This window comes from Clostridium sp. TJA032, from assembly GCF_058310275.1.
The window spans coordinates 162,490-187,895 of the sequence record NZ_JBZEFB010000004.1 but is presented as its reverse complement, the minus strand read 5'-3'; the positions used below and the strand labels follow the sequence as shown (position 1 = coordinate 187,895).

At 28.6% G+C, this 25,406-nt stretch carries 23 protein-coding genes and 10 tRNA genes; 24 read left to right on the top strand and 9 right to left on the bottom strand.

The window, feature by feature from the left end:
• Positions 1 to 6 precede the first annotated feature (6 nt).
• The 6 genes from AC4FRL_RS10320 (at position 7) to AC4FRL_RS10295 (ending at position 8,333) form a co-directional block, all read left to right on the top strand.
• Positions 7 to 1,995 (top strand): DHH family phosphoesterase, encoded by a 1,989-nt coding sequence (locus AC4FRL_RS10320; RefSeq protein WP_491140121.1) that lies wholly within the window; start codon positions 7 to 9, stop codon positions 1,993 to 1,995.
• Positions 1,967 to 2,413 carry a 50S ribosomal protein L9 gene (gene rplI / locus AC4FRL_RS10315; RefSeq protein WP_491140120.1) on the top strand — a complete coding sequence of 149 codons (447 nt, stop codon included), beginning with the start codon at positions 1,967 to 1,969 and terminating at the stop codon, positions 2,411 to 2,413. The genes AC4FRL_RS10320 and rplI overlap by 29 nt, the downstream gene beginning before the upstream one ends.
• Before the next feature lie 15 nt (positions 2,414 to 2,428).
• Positions 2,429 to 4,327, top strand: coding sequence for a Lon family ATP-dependent protease (gene lonC / locus AC4FRL_RS10310; RefSeq protein ID WP_491140118.1), 1,899 nt, complete (start codon positions 2,429 to 2,431; stop codon positions 4,325 to 4,327).
• A gap of 397 nt (positions 4,328 to 4,724) precedes the next feature.
• A complete protein-coding gene (locus tag AC4FRL_RS10305) occupies positions 4,725 to 6,059 on the top strand; it encodes a replicative DNA helicase (RefSeq protein ID WP_491140117.1) in 1,335 nt (444 codons plus the stop codon).
• Between the two features lie 140 nt (positions 6,060 to 6,199).
• A complete protein-coding gene (gene proC, locus AC4FRL_RS10300) occupies positions 6,200 to 7,000 on the top strand; it encodes a pyrroline-5-carboxylate reductase (protein WP_491140116.1) in 801 nt (266 codons plus the stop codon).
• A 607-nt stretch (positions 7,001 to 7,607) separates the two neighbouring features.
• The gene (locus AC4FRL_RS10295) at positions 7,608 to 8,333 is read left to right on the top strand and encodes a GntR family transcriptional regulator (RefSeq protein ID WP_491140115.1); all 726 of its coding nucleotides are present in this window, start codon (positions 7,608 to 7,610) and stop codon (positions 8,331 to 8,333) included.
• Between the two features lie 37 nt (positions 8,334 to 8,370).
• Here the strand turns inward: AC4FRL_RS10295 and AC4FRL_RS10290 are convergent, their stop codons facing one another.
• From AC4FRL_RS10290 to sdaAB, 4 genes are all read right to left on the bottom strand, one after another.
• Entirely contained in the window at positions 8,371 to 9,228 is an 858-nt protein-coding gene (locus AC4FRL_RS10290) for a tagatose bisphosphate family class II aldolase (protein WP_491140114.1), read from the bottom strand.
• Between the two features lie 19 nt (positions 9,229 to 9,247).
• A complete protein-coding gene (locus AC4FRL_RS10285; RefSeq protein WP_491140113.1) occupies positions 9,248 to 10,420 on the bottom strand; it encodes an SIS domain-containing protein in 1,173 nt (390 codons plus the stop codon).
• A 149-nt stretch (positions 10,421 to 10,569) separates the two neighbouring features.
• The gene (gene sdaAA / locus AC4FRL_RS10280) at positions 10,570 to 11,451 is read right to left on the bottom strand and encodes an L-serine ammonia-lyase, iron-sulfur-dependent, subunit alpha (RefSeq protein ID WP_491140112.1); all 882 of its coding nucleotides are present in this window, start codon (positions 11,449 to 11,451) and stop codon (positions 10,570 to 10,572) included.
• On the bottom strand, positions 11,452 to 12,132 hold the full coding sequence (gene sdaAB, locus AC4FRL_RS10275) for an L-serine ammonia-lyase, iron-sulfur-dependent subunit beta (protein WP_491140111.1): 681 nt from the start codon (positions 12,130 to 12,132) through the stop codon (positions 11,452 to 11,454). It abuts the gene before it with no gap.
• 450 nt (positions 12,133 to 12,582) lie between these two features.
• Here sdaAB and AC4FRL_RS10270 point away from each other — a divergent pair, with 450 nt between their 5' ends.
• From AC4FRL_RS10270 to AC4FRL_RS10245, 6 genes are all read left to right on the top strand, one after another.
• A complete protein-coding gene (locus tag AC4FRL_RS10270) occupies positions 12,583 to 13,869 on the top strand; it encodes an adenylosuccinate synthase (protein ID WP_491140110.1) in 1,287 nt (428 codons plus the stop codon).
• Between the two features lie 110 nt (positions 13,870 to 13,979).
• On the top strand, positions 13,980 to 14,459 hold the full coding sequence (locus AC4FRL_RS10265) for an NUDIX hydrolase (protein ID WP_491140109.1): 480 nt from the start codon (positions 13,980 to 13,982) through the stop codon (positions 14,457 to 14,459).
• A 105-nt stretch (positions 14,460 to 14,564) separates the two neighbouring features.
• Positions 14,565 to 14,756 carry a DUF1858 domain-containing protein gene (locus AC4FRL_RS10260; protein WP_491140108.1) on the top strand — a complete coding sequence of 64 codons (192 nt, stop codon included), beginning with the start codon at positions 14,565 to 14,567 and terminating at the stop codon, positions 14,754 to 14,756.
• A 255-nt stretch (positions 14,757 to 15,011) separates the two neighbouring features.
• Positions 15,012 to 15,554, top strand: coding sequence for an NADH peroxidase (locus tag AC4FRL_RS10255; RefSeq protein ID WP_491140107.1), 543 nt, complete (start codon positions 15,012 to 15,014; stop codon positions 15,552 to 15,554).
• A gap of 131 nt (positions 15,555 to 15,685) precedes the next feature.
• Positions 15,686 to 16,426, top strand: a complete 741-nt coding sequence (locus AC4FRL_RS10250; RefSeq protein WP_491140105.1) for an acyl-[acyl-carrier-protein] thioesterase — start codon at positions 15,686 to 15,688, stop codon at positions 16,424 to 16,426.
• A 21-nt stretch (positions 16,427 to 16,447) separates the two neighbouring features.
• Complete coding sequence (locus AC4FRL_RS10245) at positions 16,448 to 17,206, top strand: acyl-ACP thioesterase domain-containing protein (protein WP_491140104.1); 759 nt, start codon at positions 16,448 to 16,450, stop codon at positions 17,204 to 17,206.
• A gap of 83 nt (positions 17,207 to 17,289) precedes the next feature.
• Here the strand turns inward: AC4FRL_RS10245 and AC4FRL_RS10240 are convergent, their stop codons facing one another.
• A complete protein-coding gene (locus AC4FRL_RS10240) occupies positions 17,290 to 18,534 on the bottom strand; it encodes a BaiN/RdsA family NAD(P)/FAD-dependent oxidoreductase (RefSeq protein ID WP_491140103.1) in 1,245 nt (414 codons plus the stop codon).
• 192 nt (positions 18,535 to 18,726) lie between these two features.
• Here AC4FRL_RS10240 and AC4FRL_RS10235 point away from each other — a divergent pair, with 192 nt between their 5' ends.
• The 11 genes from AC4FRL_RS10235 to AC4FRL_RS10185 all read left to right on the top strand — a co-directional run bounded on the left by AC4FRL_RS10235 (position 18,727) and on the right by AC4FRL_RS10185 (position 20,322).
• Positions 18,727 to 19,281: a hypothetical protein gene (locus tag AC4FRL_RS10235; protein ID WP_491140102.1), complete on the top strand. Its 555-nt coding sequence runs from the start codon at positions 18,727 to 18,729 to the stop codon at positions 19,279 to 19,281.
• Positions 19,282 to 19,492: 211 nt separating this feature from the next.
• A tRNA-Glu gene (locus tag AC4FRL_RS10230) sits at positions 19,493 to 19,567 on the top strand.
• 4 nt (positions 19,568 to 19,571) lie between these two features.
• Positions 19,572 to 19,647: transfer RNA gene (locus AC4FRL_RS10225), tRNA-Val, on the top strand.
• 13 nt (positions 19,648 to 19,660) lie between these two features.
• Positions 19,661 to 19,737, top strand: a tRNA-Asp gene (locus AC4FRL_RS10220).
• A 7-nt stretch (positions 19,738 to 19,744) separates the two neighbouring features.
• Positions 19,745 to 19,819 (top strand) — tRNA-Glu (locus AC4FRL_RS10215).
• 6 nt (positions 19,820 to 19,825) lie between these two features.
• A tRNA-Val gene (locus tag AC4FRL_RS10210) sits at positions 19,826 to 19,901 on the top strand.
• A 14-nt stretch (positions 19,902 to 19,915) separates the two neighbouring features.
• A tRNA-Asp gene (locus tag AC4FRL_RS10205) sits at positions 19,916 to 19,992 on the top strand.
• A 5-nt stretch (positions 19,993 to 19,997) separates the two neighbouring features.
• Positions 19,998 to 20,072: transfer RNA gene (locus AC4FRL_RS10200), tRNA-Glu, on the top strand.
• 6 nt (positions 20,073 to 20,078) lie between these two features.
• Positions 20,079 to 20,154 (top strand) — tRNA-Val (locus tag AC4FRL_RS10195).
• A 12-nt stretch (positions 20,155 to 20,166) separates the two neighbouring features.
• A tRNA-Asp gene (locus tag AC4FRL_RS10190) sits at positions 20,167 to 20,243 on the top strand.
• A gap of 3 nt (positions 20,244 to 20,246) precedes the next feature.
• Positions 20,247 to 20,322, top strand: a tRNA-Thr gene (locus AC4FRL_RS10185).
• A gap of 112 nt (positions 20,323 to 20,434) precedes the next feature.
• Here AC4FRL_RS10185 and AC4FRL_RS10180 read toward each other — a convergent pair.
• Both AC4FRL_RS10180 and AC4FRL_RS10175 read right to left on the bottom strand, forming a co-directional pair.
• Positions 20,435 to 21,412, bottom strand: coding sequence for an ATP-binding protein (locus AC4FRL_RS10180; protein ID WP_491140100.1), 978 nt, complete (start codon positions 21,410 to 21,412; stop codon positions 20,435 to 20,437).
• On the bottom strand, positions 21,405 to 22,418 hold the full coding sequence (locus tag AC4FRL_RS10175) for a DnaD domain protein (protein WP_491140098.1): 1,014 nt from the start codon (positions 22,416 to 22,418) through the stop codon (positions 21,405 to 21,407). The genes AC4FRL_RS10180 and AC4FRL_RS10175 overlap by 8 nt, the downstream gene beginning before the upstream one ends.
• A 247-nt stretch (positions 22,419 to 22,665) precedes the next feature.
• Here AC4FRL_RS10175 and AC4FRL_RS10170 point away from each other — a divergent pair, with 247 nt between their 5' ends.
• Entirely contained in the window at positions 22,666 to 23,682 is a 1,017-nt protein-coding gene (locus AC4FRL_RS10170) for a M23 family metallopeptidase (protein ID WP_491140097.1), read from the top strand.
• A 1-nt stretch (position 23,683) separates the two neighbouring features.
• On the opposite strand, the gene AC4FRL_RS10165 is transcribed toward AC4FRL_RS10170, so the two are convergent.
• Positions 23,684 to 24,880 carry a S8 family peptidase gene (locus AC4FRL_RS10165; RefSeq protein ID WP_491140096.1) on the bottom strand — a complete coding sequence of 399 codons (1,197 nt, stop codon included), beginning with the start codon at positions 24,878 to 24,880 and terminating at the stop codon, positions 23,684 to 23,686.
• 66 nt (positions 24,881 to 24,946) lie between these two features.
• Positions 24,947 to 25,378, bottom strand: coding sequence for a DMT family transporter (locus AC4FRL_RS10160; protein ID WP_491140095.1), 432 nt, complete (start codon positions 25,376 to 25,378; stop codon positions 24,947 to 24,949).
• Positions 25,379 to 25,406: the final 28 nt, after the last annotated feature.

Below are 25,406 nucleotides of genomic sequence, written 5' to 3'. Positions count from 1 at the left end.
GTTAAAATGAAATCAATATTAAAAGATTATAATAAATTTTTAGCTTACTTTGCGCTTGTAATTTTATTGTGCTTGTTATTTTGGAATTTAAATTTAAAAATAATATCTTTAATATTGTCTTTAGCTTATATGACATATTTAATATATAAAATATCTAATTTTTTAAGAGAAGAAAAAAATGAAGAAGAAAAAATAGATAAGTTATATGAAAATATAGATACAAAAATTAAGGATAATATTTTTAATTTAATTTTTCCACTTACCATATTAAATTCTACAGGAGAGATTATATGGTACAATCATAAATTTAGTAAACTTATAAATAATGAAGAACTATTAGAAAATAATTTAGTATCTGTTATAAAAGGTATTGCCTTAGATAAAATAATTAGAACTGGTAAAGAAAATTCTCAAAATATAAAGATAAAAAATAATATTTATGAGGTCTATAGTGAATCATTAAAACTAGAGGTGTCAGATGGAGAATGCTTTTTAGTATTTTTTAATGATGTAACTTATTTAAAGAAGGCTACAAAAGAAAGTGTTATGCTTTTAGAAGTAGATAATTTTAGTGAGGTTTTAAAAACCATAGATGATGATAAAAAGCCATTACTTATAGCTGAGATAGAGAGAACAATAAAAAATTATGGGAATTCTTTAAATGCTATGATAAAAAAATATGATAATAGCAAATATATCCTATCTGTAGATGACTCAATTATTGTTAAGGAAATTTCAAAAAAGTTTGATATACTAGATACTATAAGAGAAATTAACTTAGGAAATGAAATTGAGGTAACTTTAAGTATAGGTGTTGGAAGAGGGGGAGAAACTCCTTCTGAAAATCAAGAAGATGCTACAAAAGCTAAGGAATTAGCTTTAGGTAGAGGTGGAGACCAAGCAGTTATTAAATCGGGAAAAAATATTGAGTTCTTTGGTGGAAATGCTAAAGAGCTTGAAAAAAGAACAAGAGTTAGAGCAAGGGTTGTTGCACATGTTTTAAAAGAACTTGTTTATGAAAGCAGTACAGTTTATATAATGGGACATAGAAATCCTGACATGGATTGTTTTGGAGCATCCTTTGGTTTAGCTTCAGTAGTGAAGAAGTTAGGAAAAAATGTTAATATAGTATTAGAAAAGGATACTAATGCTATAGAGTTTTTCTTAGACAGGGTTAAAGAAAAAAAAGAATATAATAATCTTTTTATATCTACTGAGGAGGCTAAGAAAAATATAGACGATAATACTTTGCTTATAGTTGTAGATGTTAATAGTGCAAACTATGTCTTAGATAGAGAATTAACAGAGTTAGTTGATAGGGTGGTTGTTATAGACCATCATAGAAGAAGTCCTGAAGATATTAAAGGTGCATTATTAAACTATATAGAAGTCTATGCTTCCTCTACATCAGAACTTGTTACTGAAATGGTTCAATACATGTTAGATAAGCCTAAATTAAAAAGGATTGAGGCAGAAGGACTTTTAGCAGGTATTTATATAGATACTAAGAATTTTTCTTTTAAAACTGGTGTTAGAACCTTTGAAGCTGCTTCTTTTTTAAGAAGATTAGGAGCAGATACAGTAGAGATTAAAAAGATATTTAGTAATAACTTAGAAAATTATATAGCAAAAGCAGAAGTAATAAAATCTGCAAAAGTAGAAAATAAAATTGCAATAGCAGTATGTCCAGAAAGTATTAAGGATACTGTGGTTGCTGCACAAGCTGCTGATGAACTTTTAAATATTACTGGAATTCAAGCATCCTTTGTACTAATAAAATTAGGAGAAGATGTTGCAATAAGTGCAAGGTCTTTAGGGGATATTAATGTTCAAGTTATCTTAGAAGAATTAGGTGGTGGTGGTCATATGACCATGGCAGGAGCTAAGGTGAAAAATAGTACTATAGAAGAAGTTATTAAAAAAATTAAGGAAGCTATTGCAAAAAACTCAAGGGAAGGTGAAAAAAATGAAAGTAATATTACTTCAAGACGTTAAAAAATTAGGTAAAAAAGGCGATGTTATAAATGCATCAGATGGATATGCTAGAAACTTTTTATTTCCAAAGAAGTTAGCCCAAGAAGCAACAGAGAATAATCTTCACATATTAAATCATAAAAAAGAAAATGAAAGAAGACAAAAGTTAGCTGAGTTAGAAGCTGCTCAAGCTTTAGCTAATGATTTAAAAGATAAGGTTATAAAAATAGATGGTAAGGCTGGAGAAAATGGAAAGCTATTTGGAGCTATAACTAGCAAAGATGTAGCAGGTCTTATTAAAAAACAATTCAATGTAGAAGTTGATAAGAAAAAAATTGTTATGGATACAATAAAAATTGCAGGAACTTATAACATAGAAGTTAAACTATATCCAGAAGTTTCAACAAAAATGAAGGTTATGGTTATTCCTGTTCAATAAGAGGAGGATTCTATTTTGAAATCAATTAAAGAATTAGAGGTTTTACAAGAGGTTATGAATAGTGAACTTGGAGTAGAATCTCAAGTTGAAGCCTTAAAAGATATAATAAATAATATATTAGATGAAGGTGCATACAGAGCAAGAGTTATAAGATTTAAAGTACAAAATTATATAAATTCAGTAAATCCTTATGAAAAACTTTATGGATTAAGCAAAATTGTTTCAGAGGGTAAGGGATTAAGTGAAATTCCAACTGAAGAAAATATAAATGAAGCTTTAGAAGATGTTTGTGCTATGATATCAGATGCTATTGCAAGAAGATATGTTCAAAATAAAATAGAAAAAGAAGTTGAACAGTTCTTAATGGAGAAGCAAGAAAAGTATGTTGATGAACTTAGAGTAAACATAATGAAAAAGAAAAAAGGTCCAGAGAATGCAAAGACAGAAAAGAAACTTGAAGAACTTGAAGAATTAGATGAAAAAGTTCCAAATAAAAATATAATGTCTTTATTAAGACCTGATTCTTTTGAAGAAGTAGTTGGGCAAGAAAGAGCTATAAAATCACTTCTTTCAAAATTAGCTTCACCATATCCACAGCACATAATACTTTATGGGCCACCAGGAGTTGGTAAAACAACAGCTGCAAGAATTGCTTTAGAAACAGCTAAAAAATTAAAATCAACTCCTTTTGATGATAAATCAAAATTTATAGAGGTAAATGGTACAACTTTAAGATGGGACCCAAGAGAAATTACAAATCCACTTTTAGGTTCAGTACATGACCCAATATATCAAGGAAGTAAAAGAGATTTGGCTGAAATTGGTGTTCCAGAACCTAAACCAGGTTTAGTTACTGAGGCTCATGGTGGAATATTATTCATAGATGAAATTGGAGAATTAGACGAGATACTTCAAAATAAACTTTTAAAAGTTTTAGAAGATAAGAGAGTTGAATTTTCCTCTTCTTACTATGACCCAGATGATGAGAATACACCTAAATATATAAAATATCTTTTTGAAAAAGGTGCGCCAGCAGACTTTGTTTTAATTGGAGCAACTACTAGAGAACCAGGAGATATAAATCCTGCTCTTCGTTCAAGATGTACAGAAGTTTATTTTGAACCACTATCATCTAGGGATATTGAAAAGATAGTATTAAATGCAGCTAAAAAACTTAACGTTAAGTTAGAAAAAGGATTAGAAAAGAAAATAGCATCTTATACTATAGAAGGTAGAAGAGCTGTAAATATTTTAGCTGATGCTTATGGGCATGCTATTTATGGATTAGATGGTGAAATTCCAGAAGATTTAGAGATAACATCAAAGGATTTAAATGAAGTTATAAGCATAGGAAGATTTACGCCATATGAAATAATTGAAAACTTAGAAGAAAAAGAGGTTGGTCATGTTTATGGACTTGGAGTTTCAGGATTTTTAGGTTCAACAATAGAAATCGAAGCAACTGCTTTTAAAGCTAAGAAAAAAGGTGCAGGAAAAATAAGATTTAATGATACTGCAGGTTCAATGGCTAAAGATTCTGTATTTAATGCAGCATCAGTTATAAAAAGATTAACTGATAAAGATATAAGTGATTATGATATACATGTTAATGTAATTGGTGGAGGAAAGATAGATGGTCCTTCAGCAGGAGCTGCTATTACAATATGTATAATGAGTGCTTTATTAGATAAGCCAATAAGACAAGATTTAGCTATAACTGGTGAAATTTCATTAAGAGGAAAAATCAAGCCTGTTGGAGGTATATTTGAAAAAATATACGGAGCTAGAAGAAAAGGAATTAAGTTAGTAACTGTTCCTAAAGATAATGAAAATGAAATTCCTAAGGGATTAGAAGATATAGAAGTTAAAGCTGTAAGCTCTATAGAAGAACTTATGGAAATAGCTTTTAATTAAAAGAAAGAAAAAGCCTAAATTTATTTTTAGGGCTTTTTCTTTTTTTATGTAGTTATAAATATATGTAGTTATAAATAAAACTATAGGTTTTTCATTAGTTTTCATGTATTATATATATTGTGATAAAGCAAAATTATCTATGGATTATTTTCAATATAATTAAATAGAATTTATTTTTAACTTTATTGATATTACTTTTAATTAATAAATTAAATTACGGGTATTATATCTTGATTATAATTTAAATAAGAGAACATAATTGAGATATATTGGTTAATAACTTAAGTGTTTATAATATAATAAAAAGCTTAATAAAAGTTTATAAGATATAAAATATCTTATAAACTTTTAATGATATTAGAAAATTATTTAAAGGAAAGGAGGAGAAAAAAAGAGGATGGAAGCACCAGTTATGAAAAGTTTGCCACAGAGTATAGAAGCTGAACAATCTGTTTTAGGGGCAATGATAATAGATAAGACAACAATAGCTCAAGCGGCAGAAACACTAAATAAAGATTCTTTTTATAGAGATGCTCATAAGGTAATATTTCAAAGCATAATTGAGATGTATCAAAGAGATCAAGCAGTAGATCAATTAACTCTTTTAGAATACTTAAAAGCTACGGATAGATTAGAAAAGGCTGGGGGTATAAGTTATGTAACTGAAATAAGTGCCTCTGTTTTAAGTACAGTTAATATAAAGTCATACATAAAAATAGTTGATGAAAAAGCTACCCTTAGAAGACTTATAAAATCTTCTACAGAAATTATAGAAAACTGTTATAACAATCAAGAAGATGTAGAAAAAGTTATAGATTCTGCAGAGAAAAAAATCTTTGATTTGTCTGAAAAAAGGTCTTCAAATGATTTTGAACCTTTAAGTGTTGTTCTTGAAAGAGGATTTGAGCAAATTGAAGCTATATTTAATAATGAAGGAGAGCTTACAGGAGTTGGTTCTGGCTTTAAAGATTTAGATGAAATGACTTCAGGATTTCAAAAGGGTGATATGGTACTTATAGCTGCTAGACCTTCTATGGGAAAAACAACTTTTGCTCTTAATATAGCTGAACATGCTGCATTGAGAGAGGGAAAAAGCGTTGTTATATTTTCTTTAGAAATGTCCAAGGAACAGTTAGCTTATAAGTTATTATGTTCAGAGGCTAATGTTGATATGTTAAGTCTTAGAACAGGTAAGTTAACTCCAGAGGACTGGGATAATATAGCTAAGGCATCTGGTCCTTTAGCTTCAGCTAAAATATACATAGATGATACTGCTGGGGTTTCTATAATGGAAATGAGGTCTAAGTGTAGAAGATTGAAGATGGAGCATGGAATAGACCTTATTTTAATTGACTACTTACAACTTATGAGTGGAAGTGGTGAAAGTAGACAACAAGAAGTTGCAGAAATTTCAAGAAACATAAAAGCTATAGCTAAAGAAATGGAATGTCCTGTTGTAGCCTTATCTCAGCTTTCACGTGCACCGGAGCAAAGAGCAGACCATAGACCTATGTTATCTGACCTTAGAGAATCTGGTTCAATAGAGCAAGATGCTGACCTTGTTATGTTTTTGTATAGAGATGAGTATTATAATAAGGAAACTGAAGATAAAAATGTTGGAGAATGTATAATAGCAAAGCAGAGAAACGGTCCAGTTGGGACTGTTAAACTTGCATGGCTTGGACAATATAGTAAATTTGCAGATTATGAAGCTATTCATAAGAATATATAAATTTAGGGTATATCATTTTTGATATACCCTAAATTTATTGGTATCACTATATTAAAATGTATATAATAATTAAGTGATTATATTTTTAAATAATATTACTTATAAAGTAAATTATATCTTTATTAAAGGAGAGGATATTTGTGAATAAAAAGATAGGATTTATAGGTTGTGGTAACATGGGAAGTGCTATGGTTTTAGGAATACTAAAGTCTGGCATTGTAGATAAGGAAAATATTATAGCTTCCTGTTCAAGAAAGGAAAGTGCAAAAAGAATAGAAAATCAATTAGGAATAAATACAACTCTTGATAATAAAGAGGTTTGTAATAAAAGTGATATTATATTCCTTGCAGTAAAGCCATATATGTATAAAGAAGTGATAAAAGAAATTAAAGATTGTATTAATTTAAATAAAACTATTGTAACTATAGCAGCAGGAATTAATTTAAGTGATGTTGAAAAATGGTTTGAAAAGGATACAAAAATAGTTAAGACTATGCCAAATACACCAGCTTTAGTTGGAGAGGCTATGAGTGCTATTTGCCCTAATAAGTTAGTAAGTGATGAAGAATTAAAAGAAATTATGGATATATTTAATGCCTTTGGAAAGTCAGAAGTATTAAGTGAAAAGGACTTTCATGGGTTCATAGCTCTTTGTGGTTCATCACCAGCTTATGTTTATATGTTTATAGAAGCTATGGCAGATGCTGCAGTAAGAGAAGGTATAAGTAGAGAAAAAGCATATAAATTAGCTGCACAGTCAGTTTTAGGTTCAGCTAAGATGGTATTAGAAACAGGAGAACATCCTGCTAAATTAAAAGATAATGTTTGCTCTCCTGGAGGGACAACAATTGAGGCTGTTTTAGAATTAGAAGAAACAGGGTTTAGAAGTTCTGTTATGAATGCTATGAAGAAGTGTTCAAAAAAATCTAAAAAAATGTAATGTTTTTATTGACAAAAAATAAAAAAACATATATACTTTAATCATGATAATCATTATCAATTAGAAGATTGGTTATTATTCATGAACTGAAAAAAGACAAACAAATACAATAAACACAAACAAAACATAATAAAACTCCTACAAGAGTCCCTAGATTTTTCTAGGGGCTTTTTATTTTATCAACTATGTAAATAATATAACAAAAAAATATTATCAAAAGTATTATTCAATTTTTCAAATCATATAATAATACAAATAATATTTAGGGGATTATTAACAATAATTTAGATAATAAAGTTTAATAAATATTCTTTTATTTGAATTGTTTCTATGTATAAAATTTTTAATTTTATACAATTACAGAAAATAAAATAAGTTAATAGGGTTTAATGTTTTATGAAAATTTTTGAAGTTATTTTATTAATTTTAGTTTCTATATTTTTAGTTTGGTATATCCTTAGATTTAAAGGCGAAGATAAATATTAATTAAAGCAATTTAAATTAATAGCCTTTATTTTGAATTTGTACTTTGAGTATAAAAATATTGAAAAAAAATACTAAATATGATAACACTATAAATAGTATTATTAGATTTAGGGGTGGAAGAATGTTTAAAAAAAGCAGGGGTATAGCACTTTATCACCAATTAGAGACAGAGCTAATTGACCTTATAAATAGTGGACAACTTAAAGAAGGTGATAAATTACCTTCTGAGAGAGAACTTTGTGAAAAGTATAATGTAAGTAGAACTACTGCTAGACAAGCTATAGGAGATTTAGAGAGAAAAGAATATGTTTATAAAATTCAAGGAAAAGGAACATTTGTATCTCCTAAAATTTATAAACAACAATTATTAAAGTTTTATAGCTTTACAGAGGAGATGAAAAAGTTAGGCAAAAAGCCTTCTTCTCAAATATTATCCTTTGATTTAATTAAAGCTAGTGAAAGGGTAAGTAAAAATTTAGGTATTTATGAAAATGCCTTTGTATATAAAATTATTAGACTTAGAATAGCAAATGAAACACCTATGATGGTGGAATGTACTTATTTGCCTCAAAATAGATTTATTGATTTAAAAGAACAATGGCTTAAAGAAAGACCTATGTATGACATTTTTAGAGAAATTTATAATGTTAATTTAACAAAGGCTAAGGAGAGTTTTAAACCAATATTAATTTCAGAAGGTGATTCTAAGCTATTAAATGTTAAAGAAAATACAGCAGCTATGAAAATAGAAAGAATTACTTTTGAATGCGAAAGAGTTATAGAATATACAGTAAGTGTTTCAAGAGGAGATAAATTTGAATATACTGTAGTTTTAGAAGAAGACTAATAAAAGAAGAGACATATTAATATGTCTCTTCTTTATTTTAAGCTTTGTTATTACTACCACAAAGAAGTATTTTATGCTCAACTATTTTTCTCATAGCTTCTTTCCCAGGAGTCATATATTTTCTAGGGTCATTAGCTTTAGGATTAGCAATAAAATATTCTTTAACTGCATTAGAAAAAGGTATTTTTAAATCTGTTGCTACATTAACTTTACATATACCAAGGCTTATAGCTTTTTTTACTAATTCATCAGGAACATCTGAAGCACCATGTAAAACTAAAGGTACAGAGACTTTTTCTTTTATTTTAATTAATCTATCAAAATCTAGTTTAGGTGTTCCCTTGTATAATCCATGAGCTGTTCCTATAGCTATAGCTAGAGAGTCAATATTTGTTCTTTCAACAAATTCTAAAGCGGCATCAGGGTCTGTATATGCACCTTCATTTTCATCTACAATTAAGTCATCTTCAACGCCAACTAATTTTCCAAGTTCAGCTTCAACTGTAGCATCATATTTATGAGCAAAGTTTACAACATCTAAGACAGTTTTTATATTTTCTTCAAAAGATAGATGAGAGGCATCTATCATAGAGGATTTAAATCCAGTTTTTATATGCTCTTTTATAAGACTTGGTTTTTCAAAATGGTCTAAATGTATTGCTATTGGAATATCATATTTTTCAGAAGCTACAGAAGCCATGGCTACTATATAATCTGGACCAGCATAATCTATAGTTCCAGGAGTTCCTGCTATTATTACAGGTGATTTAAGTGAAGCTGCAGTTTCAACAACTACTTGAAAAGTTTCTAGATTGTGTATGTTAAAAGCAGGTATAGCATAATTACCTTTTTTAGCTCTTAAAAGCATATCCTTTGTAGATTTTATATTATTCATAAAAAACACCTCTCATAGATTAATCATTATATTCGTGGATTATAACACCCTTAACAACTCTATTAACAGTTCCATCAGGTCTTGGATTATCAGGTGAAATTCCAAGTTTTAAGGAGTTGAAAAGTGAAAGCATTTGTCCAAGTAATATATAATAAAAAGATATAAAGGTATCTTCTAATTTAGAACCATTAGTTGTTATATATTCATGAGAAATGTCTTTTAAATTTTCTTTGTTCAAATAGCTAAAAATAGCAATTTTTTGATTACCTAAGTCATTATAAATTTCTTTAATTAAGTCATAATCATAAAGTGATGTATAATCATTAGAAGAACATAAAATAACCACTAAGGTATTATCATTTATTATTGATTTAGGACCGTGTCTAAATCCTAAAACTGATTCACAAACTGTAACTTGTTTACCAGAGGTTAATTCAAGATTTTTTAGTGCCATTTCATTACATAATCCTTTTAATGGACCAGAACCTAAATAAACAATTCTTTCACAGTTAATATCAGAAATTCTTTTTGCGTCTTTCCATTGATTATCAAGAGAAGCTTGTCCGTTTTTAACTAATTCTTCAAGAATTTTTTTGCTTTCTTCTAGATTATCTATATTAAATAAAAGTAAAGTAGCTAAGGCCATACAAGTAAAGGAGCTAGTCATAGCAAAACTTTTATCATTAGATTTTTCTGGCATTAATAAAACAAGGTTTCCTTTTTTTTCTTTAGCCTTTTTAGCTAAATGCCCTTCTTTATTACAGGTTATTACTATATGAGATAAGTTTTTTACCTTTTTTTCAAATAAATTATAGGTACCAACACTTTCAGGACTATTACCAGAACGAGCATAAGATATTAAAATTGTATGACCTTTTTCATCTATATAATCATCTGGATTAGATACAATATCAGTAGTTGGTATAGAATAAACTTTTTTACCTAGCTTTTTAGATAAATAAAGATGTATAGTATCTCCTACATAAGCGGAGGTTCCAGCACCAGTTAAAATTATTTTAAGATTATGTTTATTTAAATTTTCATCTAAAAATTCTTTAATTTCATTTTTATTTTTTTTGATTATATCAAAAGTTTCTTGCCATAATTTTGGTTGTTGATATATTTCATTAGCTGTATAGTTTGCTTTTAAATTAATTAATTCTTCCTGTGTAAAACCAAAAATTTTTTCCATAAATCTCACCCCTAGTTATAATGTTGTCATTACCAGTAATAATAAAGTAATGATGTTATTACAAGTTAATATTACCTTAACTTATATATAAATGTCAATAATTTACTGAAAAAAATAGCATATATAAAATATATATGCTATTTTTTCATTTATTTGTTTTTACCAAAAACTTTTTCTTTTAATTTTAAACCTGTTTTAGTAATTGCTAAGCCACCTTGAGCTGTTTCTCTTAATGAAGCAGGAAGGGATTTACCTACTCTATACATAGCTTCAACTGTATCATCAAAGGGAATCTTACTATGAATACCTGCCATTACTAAATCAGCTGTAGTTAAGGCACTTACTGCACCTGCAAAGTTTCTTTTAGCACAAGGTACTTCAACTAATCCAGCAATAGGGTCGCATACTAATCCAAGTATATTTTTAAATACTATTGCAGCGGCATCTAGAGCCATTTCAGGAGTTCCCCCCATCATTTCTACTGTTGCAGCAGAGGCCATAGCTGCTGCAGAACCACATTCAGCTTGACAACCGCCTTCAGCACCAGCTAAAGTAGCATTTTGGGCAATTATCATTCCAACTGCAGAGGAGGCAAGTAATCCTTTTATAAGTTCTTCATCATTTAATTTTAATTTTTCTCCAACAGTTAGAATAACAGCTGGAACTATTCCACAAGAACCTGCTGTTGGACAAGCTACTATTCTTCCCATAGAAGCATTTACTTCTGAGCAAGATAATGCTTTTGCCATAGCACCTACCATAACATCTCCAGTTAAGGTGTTTCCTTTTTCTAAGTATTTTTTTAGTTTATAGGCATCTCCTCCAATTAAACCACTAACAGAGTAAATTTTAGTTTCTTGTCCTTCATTAGCTTCTTCTTTCATTACTTGAAGAACTTTTTCCATGCCTTTTATTACCTCTTCTCTAGTACAATTTTTGTTTTCTATTTCTTGCACAATGGCATATTCAGCTAAAGAAAAATTATTATTATTACATATTTTTAATAGTTCAGAACCGTTTCTTGCAATCATTTATATATCCTCCTTTACTGGATTTATAACAATTAGCTTTTCTACAGCTTCAACTTTTTTTATTTCATTAATTATATCTTTTGTAATAGGGCTATCCATTTCAAAAACCATTCTTGCAGCTTTTCCTCTTTCTGTTCTAAACACTTTCATAAAAGCTATATTTATGTTATGCTCATAAACTATTGTTGTAACTTTTGATACTGCCCCTGGCACATCTTTATGAGAAATTATAAGTGTTGGATATTCTCCTGTAAATTCAACAACATTACCATTAACTTCAGTTATTTTTATGCTTCCCCCACCAATAGAAGAACCTACTATTTCATGAAAGTTTCCATATATATCTTCAATTATAAATTTTACTGTATTAGGATGAACATCTCCTAAATCAGCTTCTTCAAATTTTATATCAATATTTTTTTCCTTTGCTATTTCTAAAGAATTTCTAAGTCTTGTATCAGAAGGCTCCATTCCAAGAATTCCAGCTACTAAAGCCTTATCTGTTCCATGACCTCTATATGTTTTTCCAAAGGAACCATGTAAAAGAAAAGTTACTTTTTTTATTGGCTTTCCACATATTACTCTTGCTACTTTACCAAGTCTAGCAGCACCTGCTGTATGAGAACTAGAAGGACCAATCATAATAGGACCAAGAATATCAAAAACACCATAAGTATTCATAGTTTTATTCTCCTTTTTAATAAAGTTTAAGATGTTATAATTTTTTAACGATTTATTAACTATAGTATAACATTTTAAAAATGAAATTTAAAAAATAAGCTCTATTAATTTTATAAAAATTAATAGAAAAATATTTATTAAAAAATAAATTTATTGATAAGAATAAGTATGATGGGAAAATTAAAGATATGAAGTTTTATTTTTTTAATAATTAAATATATTTTTATTTAATATAATTAAAATGTATGAACTATATAACAGAAAATATGTAAAAATATTCGTGTTTTTTGCCTTGACCTAAGAGTTTTACTCTGTTAATATGGTATAGGGCAATAGAGTTTAAGGCTTAAACAGTCATAAATACGAACATTGTCTAAGTTTTAAATGATAATTAACCGCTATGGTTTATAAAAAAGAATGTTAATGTTCTTTTATGAGGAGGAAATAAAAATGTCAGCATTTGTTGTATTAGGAGCTCAATGGGGAGACGAAGGAAAAGGAAAGATGACAGATTACTTAGCAGAAGAAGCGGAAGTAGTTGTTAGATTCCAAGGAGGAAATAACGCTGGACATACAGTTGAAGTTGAAGACAAACAATATAAGTTACACTTAATACCTTCAGGAATATTACATGATGAGAAGTTAAACGTAATAGGAAATGGTGTTGTAGTAGACCCTAAAGCACTATTTACAGAAATAGATTATTTAGAAGATTTAGGGGTAAAGGTAACTCCTAAAAAATTAATAGTTAGTGATAGAGCACATCTTATAATGCCATATCATATAACTTTAGATAAATTAAAAGAAAAAGCAAGAGGAAAAAATGACATAGGAACTACTTGTAAAGGAATAGGACCTTGTTATACTGATAAATATGAAAGATCAGGAATAAGAGTTTGTGATCTTATGCACAAAGATGCTTTTGCTGAAAAATTAAGAATAAATATAGAAATGAAAAATGGATATATCAAATTATTAGGTGGAGAAGAGTTAAACTTTGATGAAATCTATAATGAATATATGGCTTTTGCTGAAAGATTAAGACCATATGTTAAAGATACATCAGTTGAAATATACAATGCTATACAAGCAGATAAAAATGTACTATTTGAGGGAGCACAAGGAATGCTTCTAGATATAGACTATGGAACTTATCCATATGTTACATCATCAAATACTACTTCTTGTGGAGTTGCAAGTGGAGCTGGTATAGGTCCAAATATGGTAACTAATGCAGTTGGAATAGCTAAAGCTTATACTACAAGAGTTGGTAAAGGTCCATTCCCAACAGAATTAGAAAATGAAACTGGTGATTGGATAAGAGAAAAAGGACATGAGTATGGAGTAACTACAGGAAGATCAAGAAGATGTGGTTGGTTAGACCTTGTTATATTAAAAACTACAACAAGAGTTTGTGGATTAACTTCATTAGTAGTAACTAAGATAGATACATTAGCTGGCTTAGATAAAATAAAAATATGTGTTGGTTATGAGTTAGATGGAAACATTATAGACTATTTCCCAGCAAGTTTAGAAGATTTAGCAAGATGTAAACCTGTATATGAAGAGTTCGATGGTTGGGGAGAAGAAGTTGCTAATGCAAGAAGTTATGATGAACTACCAGAGAATGCTAAAATTTATCTAAGAAGAATAGAAGAATTTACTGGAACAAAGGTTTCTATAGTTGGTGTTGGACCAAAGAGAAATCAAACTATAAGAGTAAGAGAAGAACTTTAATAAATTTTAAATATATTTATTTTGAAATAGCTTAAGAATATTTAATCTTAAGCTATTTTTTATTTTAGGGTATAATATTTTTAAAATTATGAGTTTTAAAGGAGAATTGTATGGGATATATAATGGATTTAAGAAAAGAACTTCCTAACCCACATAGACCACTTATAATGTGTTCAGCTGGAATTATATTAATTGATAAAAAAGGAAGAGTATTACTTCAAAAAAGAACTGATAACAATAAGTGGGGACTTCCAGGTGGAAGCCTAGAGCTTGGAGAGAGTTTTCAAGAGGCTTCTATTAGAGAAGCTTTTGAAGAAGTAGGACTTAAGGTTAACTCATTAAACTTATTTAATGTTTATTCAGGAAAAGAGTGTTATAATAAGTACCCTAATGGAGATGAAATTTATAATGCTTCATCTATATTTGTTAGCAATGATTATAGCGGAGAGCTTAAATTAGATGAGGAAGAAAGTGCAGATGCTGTATTTTTTTATAAAAATGAAATTCCTTCATTAGAAGAAGTTAATCCGCCAGACAGAGTAGTTGTTAAAGATATAATAGAAAAATTAAATATAGAAGATTATATATAATTTATTATATTTATAATTCAGAGTGAAACGCTTGTGTTTGAATTTTATAGAGAGTATAATTATTGATATAAGTTTTGATTTAATTAAGAGAGGTGTAGTTTTATTATGATAACTAAAGACATGACAATTGGTGAAGTTATAAGAAAAGTTCCAACAGCTGCTGAAGTATTAATGAGTTTTGGTATGGGATGTGTAGGATGTCCATCAGCTCAAGCAGAAACTTTAGAAGAAGCTGCAATAGTTCATGGAATAAACTTAGATGATTTAATTGAGGCTATAAATAACATAGAATATTAATTTTAGGTTCTTTTAAGATAAGAAGTGCTATTTAAGTACTTCTTATTTTTGTTTTAAATGAGTTATTAAAGATTATTTATAGTTTAAAAAAATTTTTTGATAAAATTTAAAAATAACTATTGCTAAATAATAATTATTATTATATAATAATGACATAAGGTTGATGAGTAAACATCAATAAATAATAATAAGACTTTTTAATTATGATATAAATTGAAATTAGATAAATTGTTTGTTTTGTAGGAGGAATAAATTATGAAAAAATTTGTTTGTACAGTATGTGGATATGTTTATGAAGGAGAAAAAGCACCAGAAAAATGCCCAGTATGTGGTGTTGGAGCTGATAAATTCGTAGAGCAAAGCGGAGAATTAACTTTTGCTGATGAGCACAGAATCGGTGTTGCTAAAGGTGTTGACGAAAGAGTAATCGAAGGATTACAAGCTAACTTCGTTGGAGAATGTACAGAAGTAGGAATGTACTTAGCTATGTCAAGACAAGCTGATAGAGAAGGCTTCCCAGAAGTTGCAGAAGCTTATAAGAGAATCGCTTTCGAAGAAGCAGAGCATGCTGCTAAATTCGCTGAAATGTTAGGAGAAGTTGTAGAAGCTGATACAAAAGCTAACTTACAAGCAAGAGTAAATGCAGAGCATGGAGCATGTCAAGGTAAGAAAGACTTAGCTACATTAGCAAAACAATTAAACTTAGATGCAATCCACGACACAGTACACGAAATGTGTAAAGACGAAGCTAGACACGGAAGAGCTTTCGAAGGATTATTAAACAGATACTTTAAATAAGATCCATCACAAATTGTTTGTATTGATATATTTATAAAGAAAAAGCTACTAAAATACATATTTTAGTAGCTTTTTTATTATTTGAAAGGTTTTTTTCTATTTGATATACTTCCAAATAAGGAGTGATTAAAATGGGGAAAGCTTATGAAAAAGTTTATGAAGTTACTTATGGAGAGACTGATGGAAGAAAAGAATGTAGAATAACATCTATGATGGGTTTCTTTTCTGATTGTTGTTTGTGTCAAGAAGAAGAAAATTCAATGAATTATACAGACAATAATAATGATACAACTTGGGTATTTTTTGACTATGAAATAGATATAAAGAGATATGCAAGATATAGAGAAAAAATAAAAATTAAAACATATGTTGAATCAATTAGAAAATTCTACTCTAATAGGATTTTTGAAGCTTATGATATGGAAGGAAATTTATTAGCAAGGGCTAATGCACTAGCTTTTTTAATAAATAAGAAAACTAGAAGACCAGCTAGAATAAGTGATAAAGAATATGAAATTCATGGAGTGGACAAGAATTCATCAAATTTGATAAGAAAAAAATTAAGCTTTGAAAAGTTTGAAAATGAAGACATAAATATGAGCTTTCATGTAAGATATTTAGACATTGATTTAAATAAACATGTAAGTAATATTAAGTATTTAGAATGGATTTTAGAGACAGTTCCAGTTAAAATAGTTTTAAATTATAGAATGGAAAAAATTAAAATAAAATTTGAAAAAGAAATTACATATGGTCATAATGTAATTATAAAATCAAAAATAGTTAAGGGTGAAGAAGGAATAAAAGTTCTTCATAAAGTTGAAAATGAAGATGGAGAATTAATAACTTTAGCTGAAACTTATTGGTATTAAAATTATTTTAGGAGAATTATTATGGGTAAGAACAATTTTTTTAAAACATATGATGTTTTATATTATGATTCAGATGTGAATGAAAACATAAAAATGGTATCACTTATGAAAATTTTTGGAGATATATCCTCAATTCATGAGGAAGAACTAGCTCATGAGGGAATTAAATATTTAAAAGAAAATAAATTAAGTTGGATTATTTATAGTTATTCAATAGATATAAAAAAACCTATAAAGTATAGAAGTAAAATTAAAGTAGAAACTTACTTAGAAGGAATAAAAAAGTTTTATGCCTCTAGAGTTTACAAGATATATGATGAGAATAATAATTTTCTAGCAGAGGGTAAAATTATATTTTTACTAATAGACTTAGAAAAGCGTAAAGCAGTAAGAATTCCTAAAGAGTACTGTGAACTAATAAACATGAGTGATTGTGGAGAAGTAGAACTAAAGTCAACTAAAGTAGAAAAGTTAGTTAGAGAAGATTTAGAAGCTCTAATATCTGTAAGAAGAAGTGATATAGATTTTAACAAACATGTTAATAATACTAAATATTTAGAATGGACAATGGAAGCTACTCCAGAATGTATTTTAGATGATTATAGTCTTATATCAGCTAAAATAAAATATGAAAAAGAAGTTAGACTTGGAGAAAATGTAAATATTATATGTCAATGGGATGAAATTGAAGAAGGATATAAATGTTTATATAAGATTGTAAATGAAGCTTCGGGAGAAAACTCAGCATCTATAGAAACTATTTGGAAAAAAGAATTTTAATAAAATCCTTGGTATGTCTAGGAATTTAAGTCCTAGTTATACCAAGGATTTTTTATAAAATAAAATTAAAAAAATATTAAAAATTAAAGAGTACAAGAAAGTGCAGCGTTAAAGCCAGAACTCCAAGCCCATTGAAGATTGAAGCCACCACAATCTCCATCTACATCTAAAATCTCGCCACAAAAATATAAATTATCAACTAACTTTGACATGAGAGTTTCAGGATAAACTTCTTTTGTGTTTATTCCTCCAGTAGTTACCTGTGCTGCTTGAAAGCCATTTGTTCCTATACATTTAAACTCCCAAGATTTCATAAGCTTTATTAAGTTCTTTTTTTCTTTCCAAGTAAGTTTATAACAGGGTTTATGTAAATTATCTACACCAGCCTCCCTTAACAAAACAGGTATCATTTTTTTATTAATAATACCTATAAGAGAATTTATAACTTCTCTACAAGAGAATATAGCAAAATGCCCTTCAAGAAAATCTTCTAGTTCTTTTAAAGATTTATCAGGCATCATATCAACAATTATTTTAACATCTTTTCCTTTAAAACAACCTAAAGATGCTTCTCTAGATATTTGTAATATTGGAGGGCCAGAGATTCCGTAGTCTGTAAAAAGAATTTCTCCAAATTCTTTTCTAATACTTTCACCATTACATAAAACTTCAGCATATCCATTAAATTTTATTCCAGATAAAGCTTTAAGTTTATTATGAGATAATTTTAACTGCACTATAGCTGGATTAGGTTCAATAATAGAATGACCAAAATTTTTAGCAAGATTATATGCAGAACCATCTGAACCAGTTTTAGGGGCGGATTTTCCTCCACAAGCCATTATTAATTTTTTGCACTTAATCACAGGAGATTCTTCATTTCCTGTGGATAATTTAAATTTCCCCTTTGCTTTACTTATAGATTTTACTTTATAGGAAGTGTAAATAGGTATTTCTCTTTCTTCTAAAGCCATTTTTAAAATATCTAAAACAGAAGAGGCCTGAAGCGATTGTGGATAATTTTTACCTTTTTCAAGTTCTACAAAAGGCAATCCTAAATTAAGAAAAAATGCTTTAGTATCTTCTACAGAAAATTTATCTAAAGTTTTTATAAAAAATCCATCATTTTCACTATGAAAATTTTTATAAGGGAAACTAATTAAAGAATTTGTTATATTACATCTTCCATTTCCAGTAGTAAGAATTTTCTTACCGACTCTATCAGTTCCTTCAACTATAGCAACATCTAAACCAAAATCTTTAGCTGTAATTGCAGCTGTCATACCAGAGGCTCCACCTCCTAAAATAACTACATCATGATATATCATAATTTTAAAATTCTCCTTTCTAAGTTTATCTATTAATAATCAAATAATTTTAAAATTTATTATATTTTTTATCATAACATTTCTAAACTTGAATTGTATCACATTTAAGTGTTTATAGATACTTAAAGAGAAAAAATGAAAGGTAATATTATTTTATTTGGTGAGAAATAATATTACAGGAGGTGTTTATTTATGAAATTTAAAATTACAAATGAAATCTTAGAAGGATATAATACAGAATTAAAAATAAGAAGAATGAATTATGACCAAGTTGTAGTAGATTATAATAATAATTCAGGAATAAAAACATTTAAAATGATTGATGGAGAATTAGTTTCAGAGGGAGAGGTTGATGAGATAATTAAAAAACATACTGATTTGTTAAAAATAAAAATAAATAGAGGTACTTCAGCTTTATTTTATAAAGGGATAATAGATTCTATAGAGGAAGCTATAGAAGAGGTAAATTCTTTAGTGGTTTTAAATGATTTTACTAAAATAACAAGTAGAAAGGGCTTTTGGGATAAAGATATACTTGTGTATTTAAATGGGAGATATCCCATAAAAATTGAAGCAAGTGGAAGAAATTTTAAAGAAAATAGCTATAAATTTAATATAAAGGTTCTAGAAGATACAGAATTCATTGAAATGTGCTATTTTAATATAGAAAAATTAAATAATCAAATAAATTGGAGAGAAAGACAATTAAGTATATATAAAAAAATAGTCAAAAAAATAGAAAAATAGAGTAATTTTGAGTAAAATAGAGAAATTGAAAAATAATTTTATTAAATAGCTATAAATAGCTTAAAATAACTAAAAAAACTGTTGACATAACTTTAATTTTTGGGTATTATAGACCTTGTCAGGTCGCCAAGAGCGAAAGACAAAAACAAAATAAACAAATTTAGTTTAAAGCTAAAACTGGTCAAAATGATGTGGTTTTAAGAGTTAATGTGGCCCCTTGGTCAAGCGGTTAAGACACCACCCTTTCACGGTGGTAACAGGGGTTCGATTCCCCTAGGGGTCACCAACATGGTCGCATAGCTCAGCTGGGAGAGCACCTGCCTTACAAGCAGGGGGTCACAGGTTCGATCCCTGTTGCGACCACCATAAAACTTTTAATGGCTCAGTAGCTCAGTTGGTTAGAGTGCCGGCCTGTCACGCCGGAGGTCGAGGGTTCGAGCCCCTTCTGAGTCGCCACATTTTTGGCCCCTTGGTCAAGCGGTTAAGACACCACCCTTTCACGGTGGTAACAGGGGTTCGATTCCCCTAGGGGTCACCATATTACGGTCGCATAGCTCAGCTGGGAGAGCACCTGCCTTACAAGCAGGGGGTCACAGGTTCGATCCCTGTTGCGACCACCATAAAAGTTTTTAATGGCTCAGTAGCTCAGTTGGTTAGAGTGCCGGCCTGTCACGCCGGAGGTCGAGGGTTCGAGCCCCTTCTGAGTCGCCAGTTTTGGCCCCTTGGTCAAGCGGTTAAGACACCACCCTTTCACGGTGGTAACAGGGGTTCGATTCCCCTAGGGGTCACCATATTACGGTCGCATAGCTCAGCTGGGAGAGCACCTGCCTTACAAGCAGGGGGTCACAGGTTCGATCCCTGTTGCGACCACCATAAACTTTTAATGGCTCAGTAGCTCAGTTGGTTAGAGTGCCGGCCTGTCACGCCGGAGGTCGAGGGTTCGAGCCCCTTCTGAGTCGCCATATGCTGGTGTGGCTCAATTGGCAGAGCAGCTGACTTGTAATCAGCAGGTTATCGGTTCAAGTCCGATCATCAGCTCCAAATTGAACTTCAGTTTAACTGAAGTTCTTTTTTTATTCTGTAATAGAATAAAAGTTTAATTTATTTATGCTAAAAATGCACCTTATCTTTTAAGGAAGATAAGGTGCATTTTTTATTTTTTATTTTTTAGTTTTTTAGTTTTTCTTATGTCTACACCATAAGTTTTAAATGGAGTAAAATTACCTATAATTCTAGACATTATTCTTTCAGCATAATACTGGCTTAATTCTTCGACATTTAAGTTAGTTGATATAATCATTTTTTTATTTAATAGTAATTTTTTATTTAATATAGAAAATAATTCTGTAGTAGAAAAGTCAGTAATTTGTTCACTACCTAAATCGTCTATAATTAATAAATCACAATTAATTAATAAATCTTCTAACTCTGAATTATTATTAAATCTTATATCTTTGAGATTTTGCATTAATTCATCTGCTGTTCTATAGACTACAAAGAATCCATTATCTAATAAATATTTAGAAATACAATACGTGATAAATGTTTTTCCTGTACCAGGTTTACCATATAAAAAAAGATTTTTATTATGTAAATTAAAATCTTTTAAGTAATGTTGTTCGAGTTGAGTCCTTATCCATTGCATATTTTCTCTAGGAGACATAGAATTATTCTCATCACGTATTGGAGAAAATAGATTTAAATCAAATTTAGAAAAATTATTTTCTTTTAATGCATCTTCCATATGTGAGTTTTTATAATATATCTTTATAAGATTATTTTGATAGCAACTACATTTTTGTAAACCTATATAACCTGTATCTTTACATTTAGGACATTTGTAATGTAATTCTAAAAAATTTTTTGGATAATTATTTTCAAGAAGTAAATTCTCTTTATTTTTTACTAAACGTTGAATTTTATTTTTCAAATCATTAAATTTAGATTCGTCTAAATTATTTAAAGCTAAGATAGAAAGTTTTAAGGATAGTTTTCCTATTTCTTTTTCATAATCTAAAACTTCTGGTAAAGTTTGTTTTATTTCGTTTCTTCTTTTTTGTAATTCTAATTTTTCATTATATCGTGTATTTTCATAAATATCCATTAATTTTGATTTATAGCCTTTAATCACTTAAATCACATCCCAACCATTCTTTTTCTAATTCTTCATAGTCATAATCTCTTTGCGTGAAATTTACTGGCCTAGCAGGTTTCTTTTGATGTACAGATGACTTATTTATATTAGGTCTACTAAATGTTTTTGAAGAATTAGAGTTTTTCTTAACATCTTTTTTTGCTACATCTTCAAGAGTTTTAATACCATCTTTAAACCACTTACTTAATATACCATCTATATATTTAAAATCAGCTCTATTTAAGCGTTCAAAGCATATATCACAAGCTTTGCAAATTAATTCAACAGAAAAATTATAAGTTAAAAGCCATTTTTCCATCATAGTTTCTTGAGGTTTCATTATTTCTGTATTTTGGATTCCTAAATATTTTAGAATTTTTCTTATCTTAACCCATTTATCTTCTGTTTTAGTTATATAAGCTTGGGCTTCCTCTATTGATTTTATACCAGCATTGTGCCAGCTAAGAGCCACAGTTTCTATGTATCTAACATCTTTTTTTCCCTTAGATACACAATACTCTATTAGTATTAATATAAGCTCAGAAGAGAAATTAAGCTCTGTTTGCCAAGAAAGATATGTTGTCATTTCCTTAGTTGATAAGGGACGACATATAAGTTTTTCTATATCTTTTAGCATATCCTTGGTATTATTCTCATCAAGTGCTGAAAGCAAATCAACTGAGTTTTGACTTGATGAGTGAGTCCCTTCTGATAAATCTAAGAATTCTATTTTAAAGTTATTCATTTTATCTATAGGAATTAGTTTTATAACACCTTCTTCATGCCAATAGTTAAGAGCATTCATTATATCTGATTCTAAAAGGTTTAGGTTTGTTGCTAAAATTGATGAGTTAACTCCAGGTTCTCCTGTGAAGTTATATTTTAACAATAATAAATAAACCTTAATAAATTCTCCACGAGCTTTAGGCATGTATTCTTCTAAAAATACATTACTAACAGGAGTAAACTTAGTGGCTGAGTTTTTTAACATAAAAGTACTCAAAAAATAACCACCTTTCTAGATTTATAAATAGTCTAATTTTAAAATAAGAACAATAAAAAATAGACTATGTTTAATTATATCAAAGTGTGTTTTCTATAACAATAAAGTATGCTTTTATAAATAGCAAAAAATATTTTCTTAGCATGAATAATTTTTCTTTAAATGGGAACATTAATTTAAGTGTTTAAAATTATAACCTAAGGAGAGTAAAATTATGAATTCATTAGATTGAAAGAATAAATTTTTTTTGAAAACTTTTTTTGCTTTAATTATTTTTATATTTATTTTTAAATTAGATGTTTATTCTAAAACTTTTTCTAATATAGGTAGCTTAGGAAGAGTTGCTTTTATAAATATGCCTTATATATCTAACATTTATGTAGAGGCTTATGAATTATCTATAAATAATAAGATTATAGGATATATAGAAAGCAAAGAAAAATTTCAAGAGGTCTTAGAATTAGTAAAAGATGAGTATATAAAAGAATTGTTAAATTATAATTTTTCTATAAAGGATGTAAATGTTAAAAATAATATTAATTTAAAAAATAGTATTATTCAATATAAAAAAATAAATATTATAGAAGATATAAAGTCAGAGATAATTCGTTTAAATAAAATTTCAAATAGGCCTTTAGTTGAAGTAAGTATGGAATCAGAGTTTTTAGAGATGAAATATATAGCACCATCAATTGAGGTCATAAAATTAAAAGACGAAAAGTTAAAAGAAGATTTTATAAAAGAAGGAAAAGTTGGAGAAAAGCAAGTTAGAAATAAAGTGAACTTTGTAAATGGAAAAGAAGTTTCTAGAAAAGTAATATCTGAGTTGGTTTTAAAAAATGCTGAAAACACAAAGGTTTATAAGAAAATAAAAAATCCAATAGAAGAAAAGGTACCTTTTTTAAATCATCCAACTAAGGGAGGAGAAATAACTTCTAGCTTTGGAGATGAAAGTAGAGGGGGACATAGAGGTGTTGATATAGCAGCTATTAATGGAACAGAAATAGAAGCTGCTTATGATGGAACTGTAACTTATGTGGGATATAATGATATATATGGAAATATGGTTAAGATTAAACATGATGATAATATGGAAACTCTTTATGCCCATGCAAGTTCTATATTAACTGAAAAAGGTAAGATTGTTAAAGAAGGTGAGCCCATTGCAAAGGTTGGTAGTACTGGAAGAAGTACTGGGCCTCACCTACATTTAGAACTTATATATAAAGGGAATCCTGTTAATCCAATGGAGTATATAAAATAGACTATATGCTACTAAATAAAAGTGATAAATCTATTACTCCATTACCAATAAGCTCAATTGGCAAATCATATTTATTACTAGAGGCTATTTTAAGTAATGAACATAAATCTTTATAGTTAATATTTTCTTTAGCTTCTAGTATAAGTGCACATACTCCAGCTATGTATGCACAAGCTAGAGAAGTTCCTTGAAATGTAATATAGTTATTATCTAATTTATGAGGATATAATTTCATACCATTTCTTTCAGATATATATTTTTTATCTGAATTTAAAGAGGTAATATTAGCGCAGGCTGCACAAAAATCAGGCTTATTTATTTTGTTATTTCCAGAGGAAGAAAATTTAAAAGGTTTTGTTGGAGTTTTAGATGAATCTATACCACTAACTGTTATGCAGAAGGGAGATAATGCAATTCCTTGAATTGTGTTGTCTCCTTCTATGCTTCCAGAAGGAACTATAGGAATTATATTTTTTTGAACAGCCATTTTGAACATTTCATTGAAATAATCTGAAATAGTTATATTATGGCTTGTTAGTTCAAAAGGAAGACATAATATTTTTACTGGATTTTTTTCTTCATTAATAAGTGTTTCTATAGCAAAAAGTATATCTGAAACATAGCCTTTTCCATTAGAATCAAAGGCCTTTATACAGGATATATTAGAGTTTTCTGCTATGCCTTTAAAAACAAATTTTGAAGAATATCCACTACCACAAATTATGCCACTAAGTGCAGTACCGTGACCATTATCATCATAAGGATAGGAGTATCCATTTAATAAATCTAAAAAGAAATTTATTTTGTTTTTAGGGTTTATTAAATCTTGATGAGGATATACTCCACTATCAACTAAACCTATGGATATATTTTTTCCTGTAAATTTAAAGGACAGACTTTTAGAAATTCTATTAGCTGTTCCAATACTAAGACCACATAAAAAAGCATAATCATCAAATGAAACAAATTCTACCTCTGGATACTCTATTAATCTATTAATTGAGTTAGGGGTAAGGGTTGCACATAATAGATTTAAGGATTCTATTTTTCTTATAACAGTTCCATTTAACTTTATAATTATTTTTGAAATATCATCTAAAAATTTTTTGCACTTTATAAGAACTCTATAATTTGTATAGTATGAGCGATTTATATAAACTTTTAAATTATTATCTAATTTTTGTTTTCTTGAAAACATAATAAATACTCCCATTTTATTTATTATTTTATAATATATGAATGGGAGTAGAGTTTTGACAATATATTAACTTTTCCATTTAAAAATGATAATTCCAATTATCATTACAATTATTCCTAAATAGTTATGTGCTGCAAATTTAATTTTTTCGCTATCAAAAAGTGCGAAAGCATCTATTATTCCTGCTGTTATAAGTTGAGAAATTAAAATAATAGATATGCCAAAGGTTGGGCCTAAGCTTCCAACTGCTGACATAACGGTATAGGTTATAACAACACCGATAGCCCCACCTAATAAGTAAAGTTTATTTACAGAGCGAAGTTCAGAGTAATTACCGTTTCTAAACATAAACATAATAATTAATGCTAAAAAAAACGCAGATCCTTGAACTATTGTGTTTGTTTCCCAAAGTCCTATTTTTTCAGAAACTCTTGTATTGAAAACTCCTTGTATGCTCATTGCTGCTCCAGAAATAATTGCTAAAATAATACCAAGCATAATAAATCACCTCAAGCTTAGTATTTCC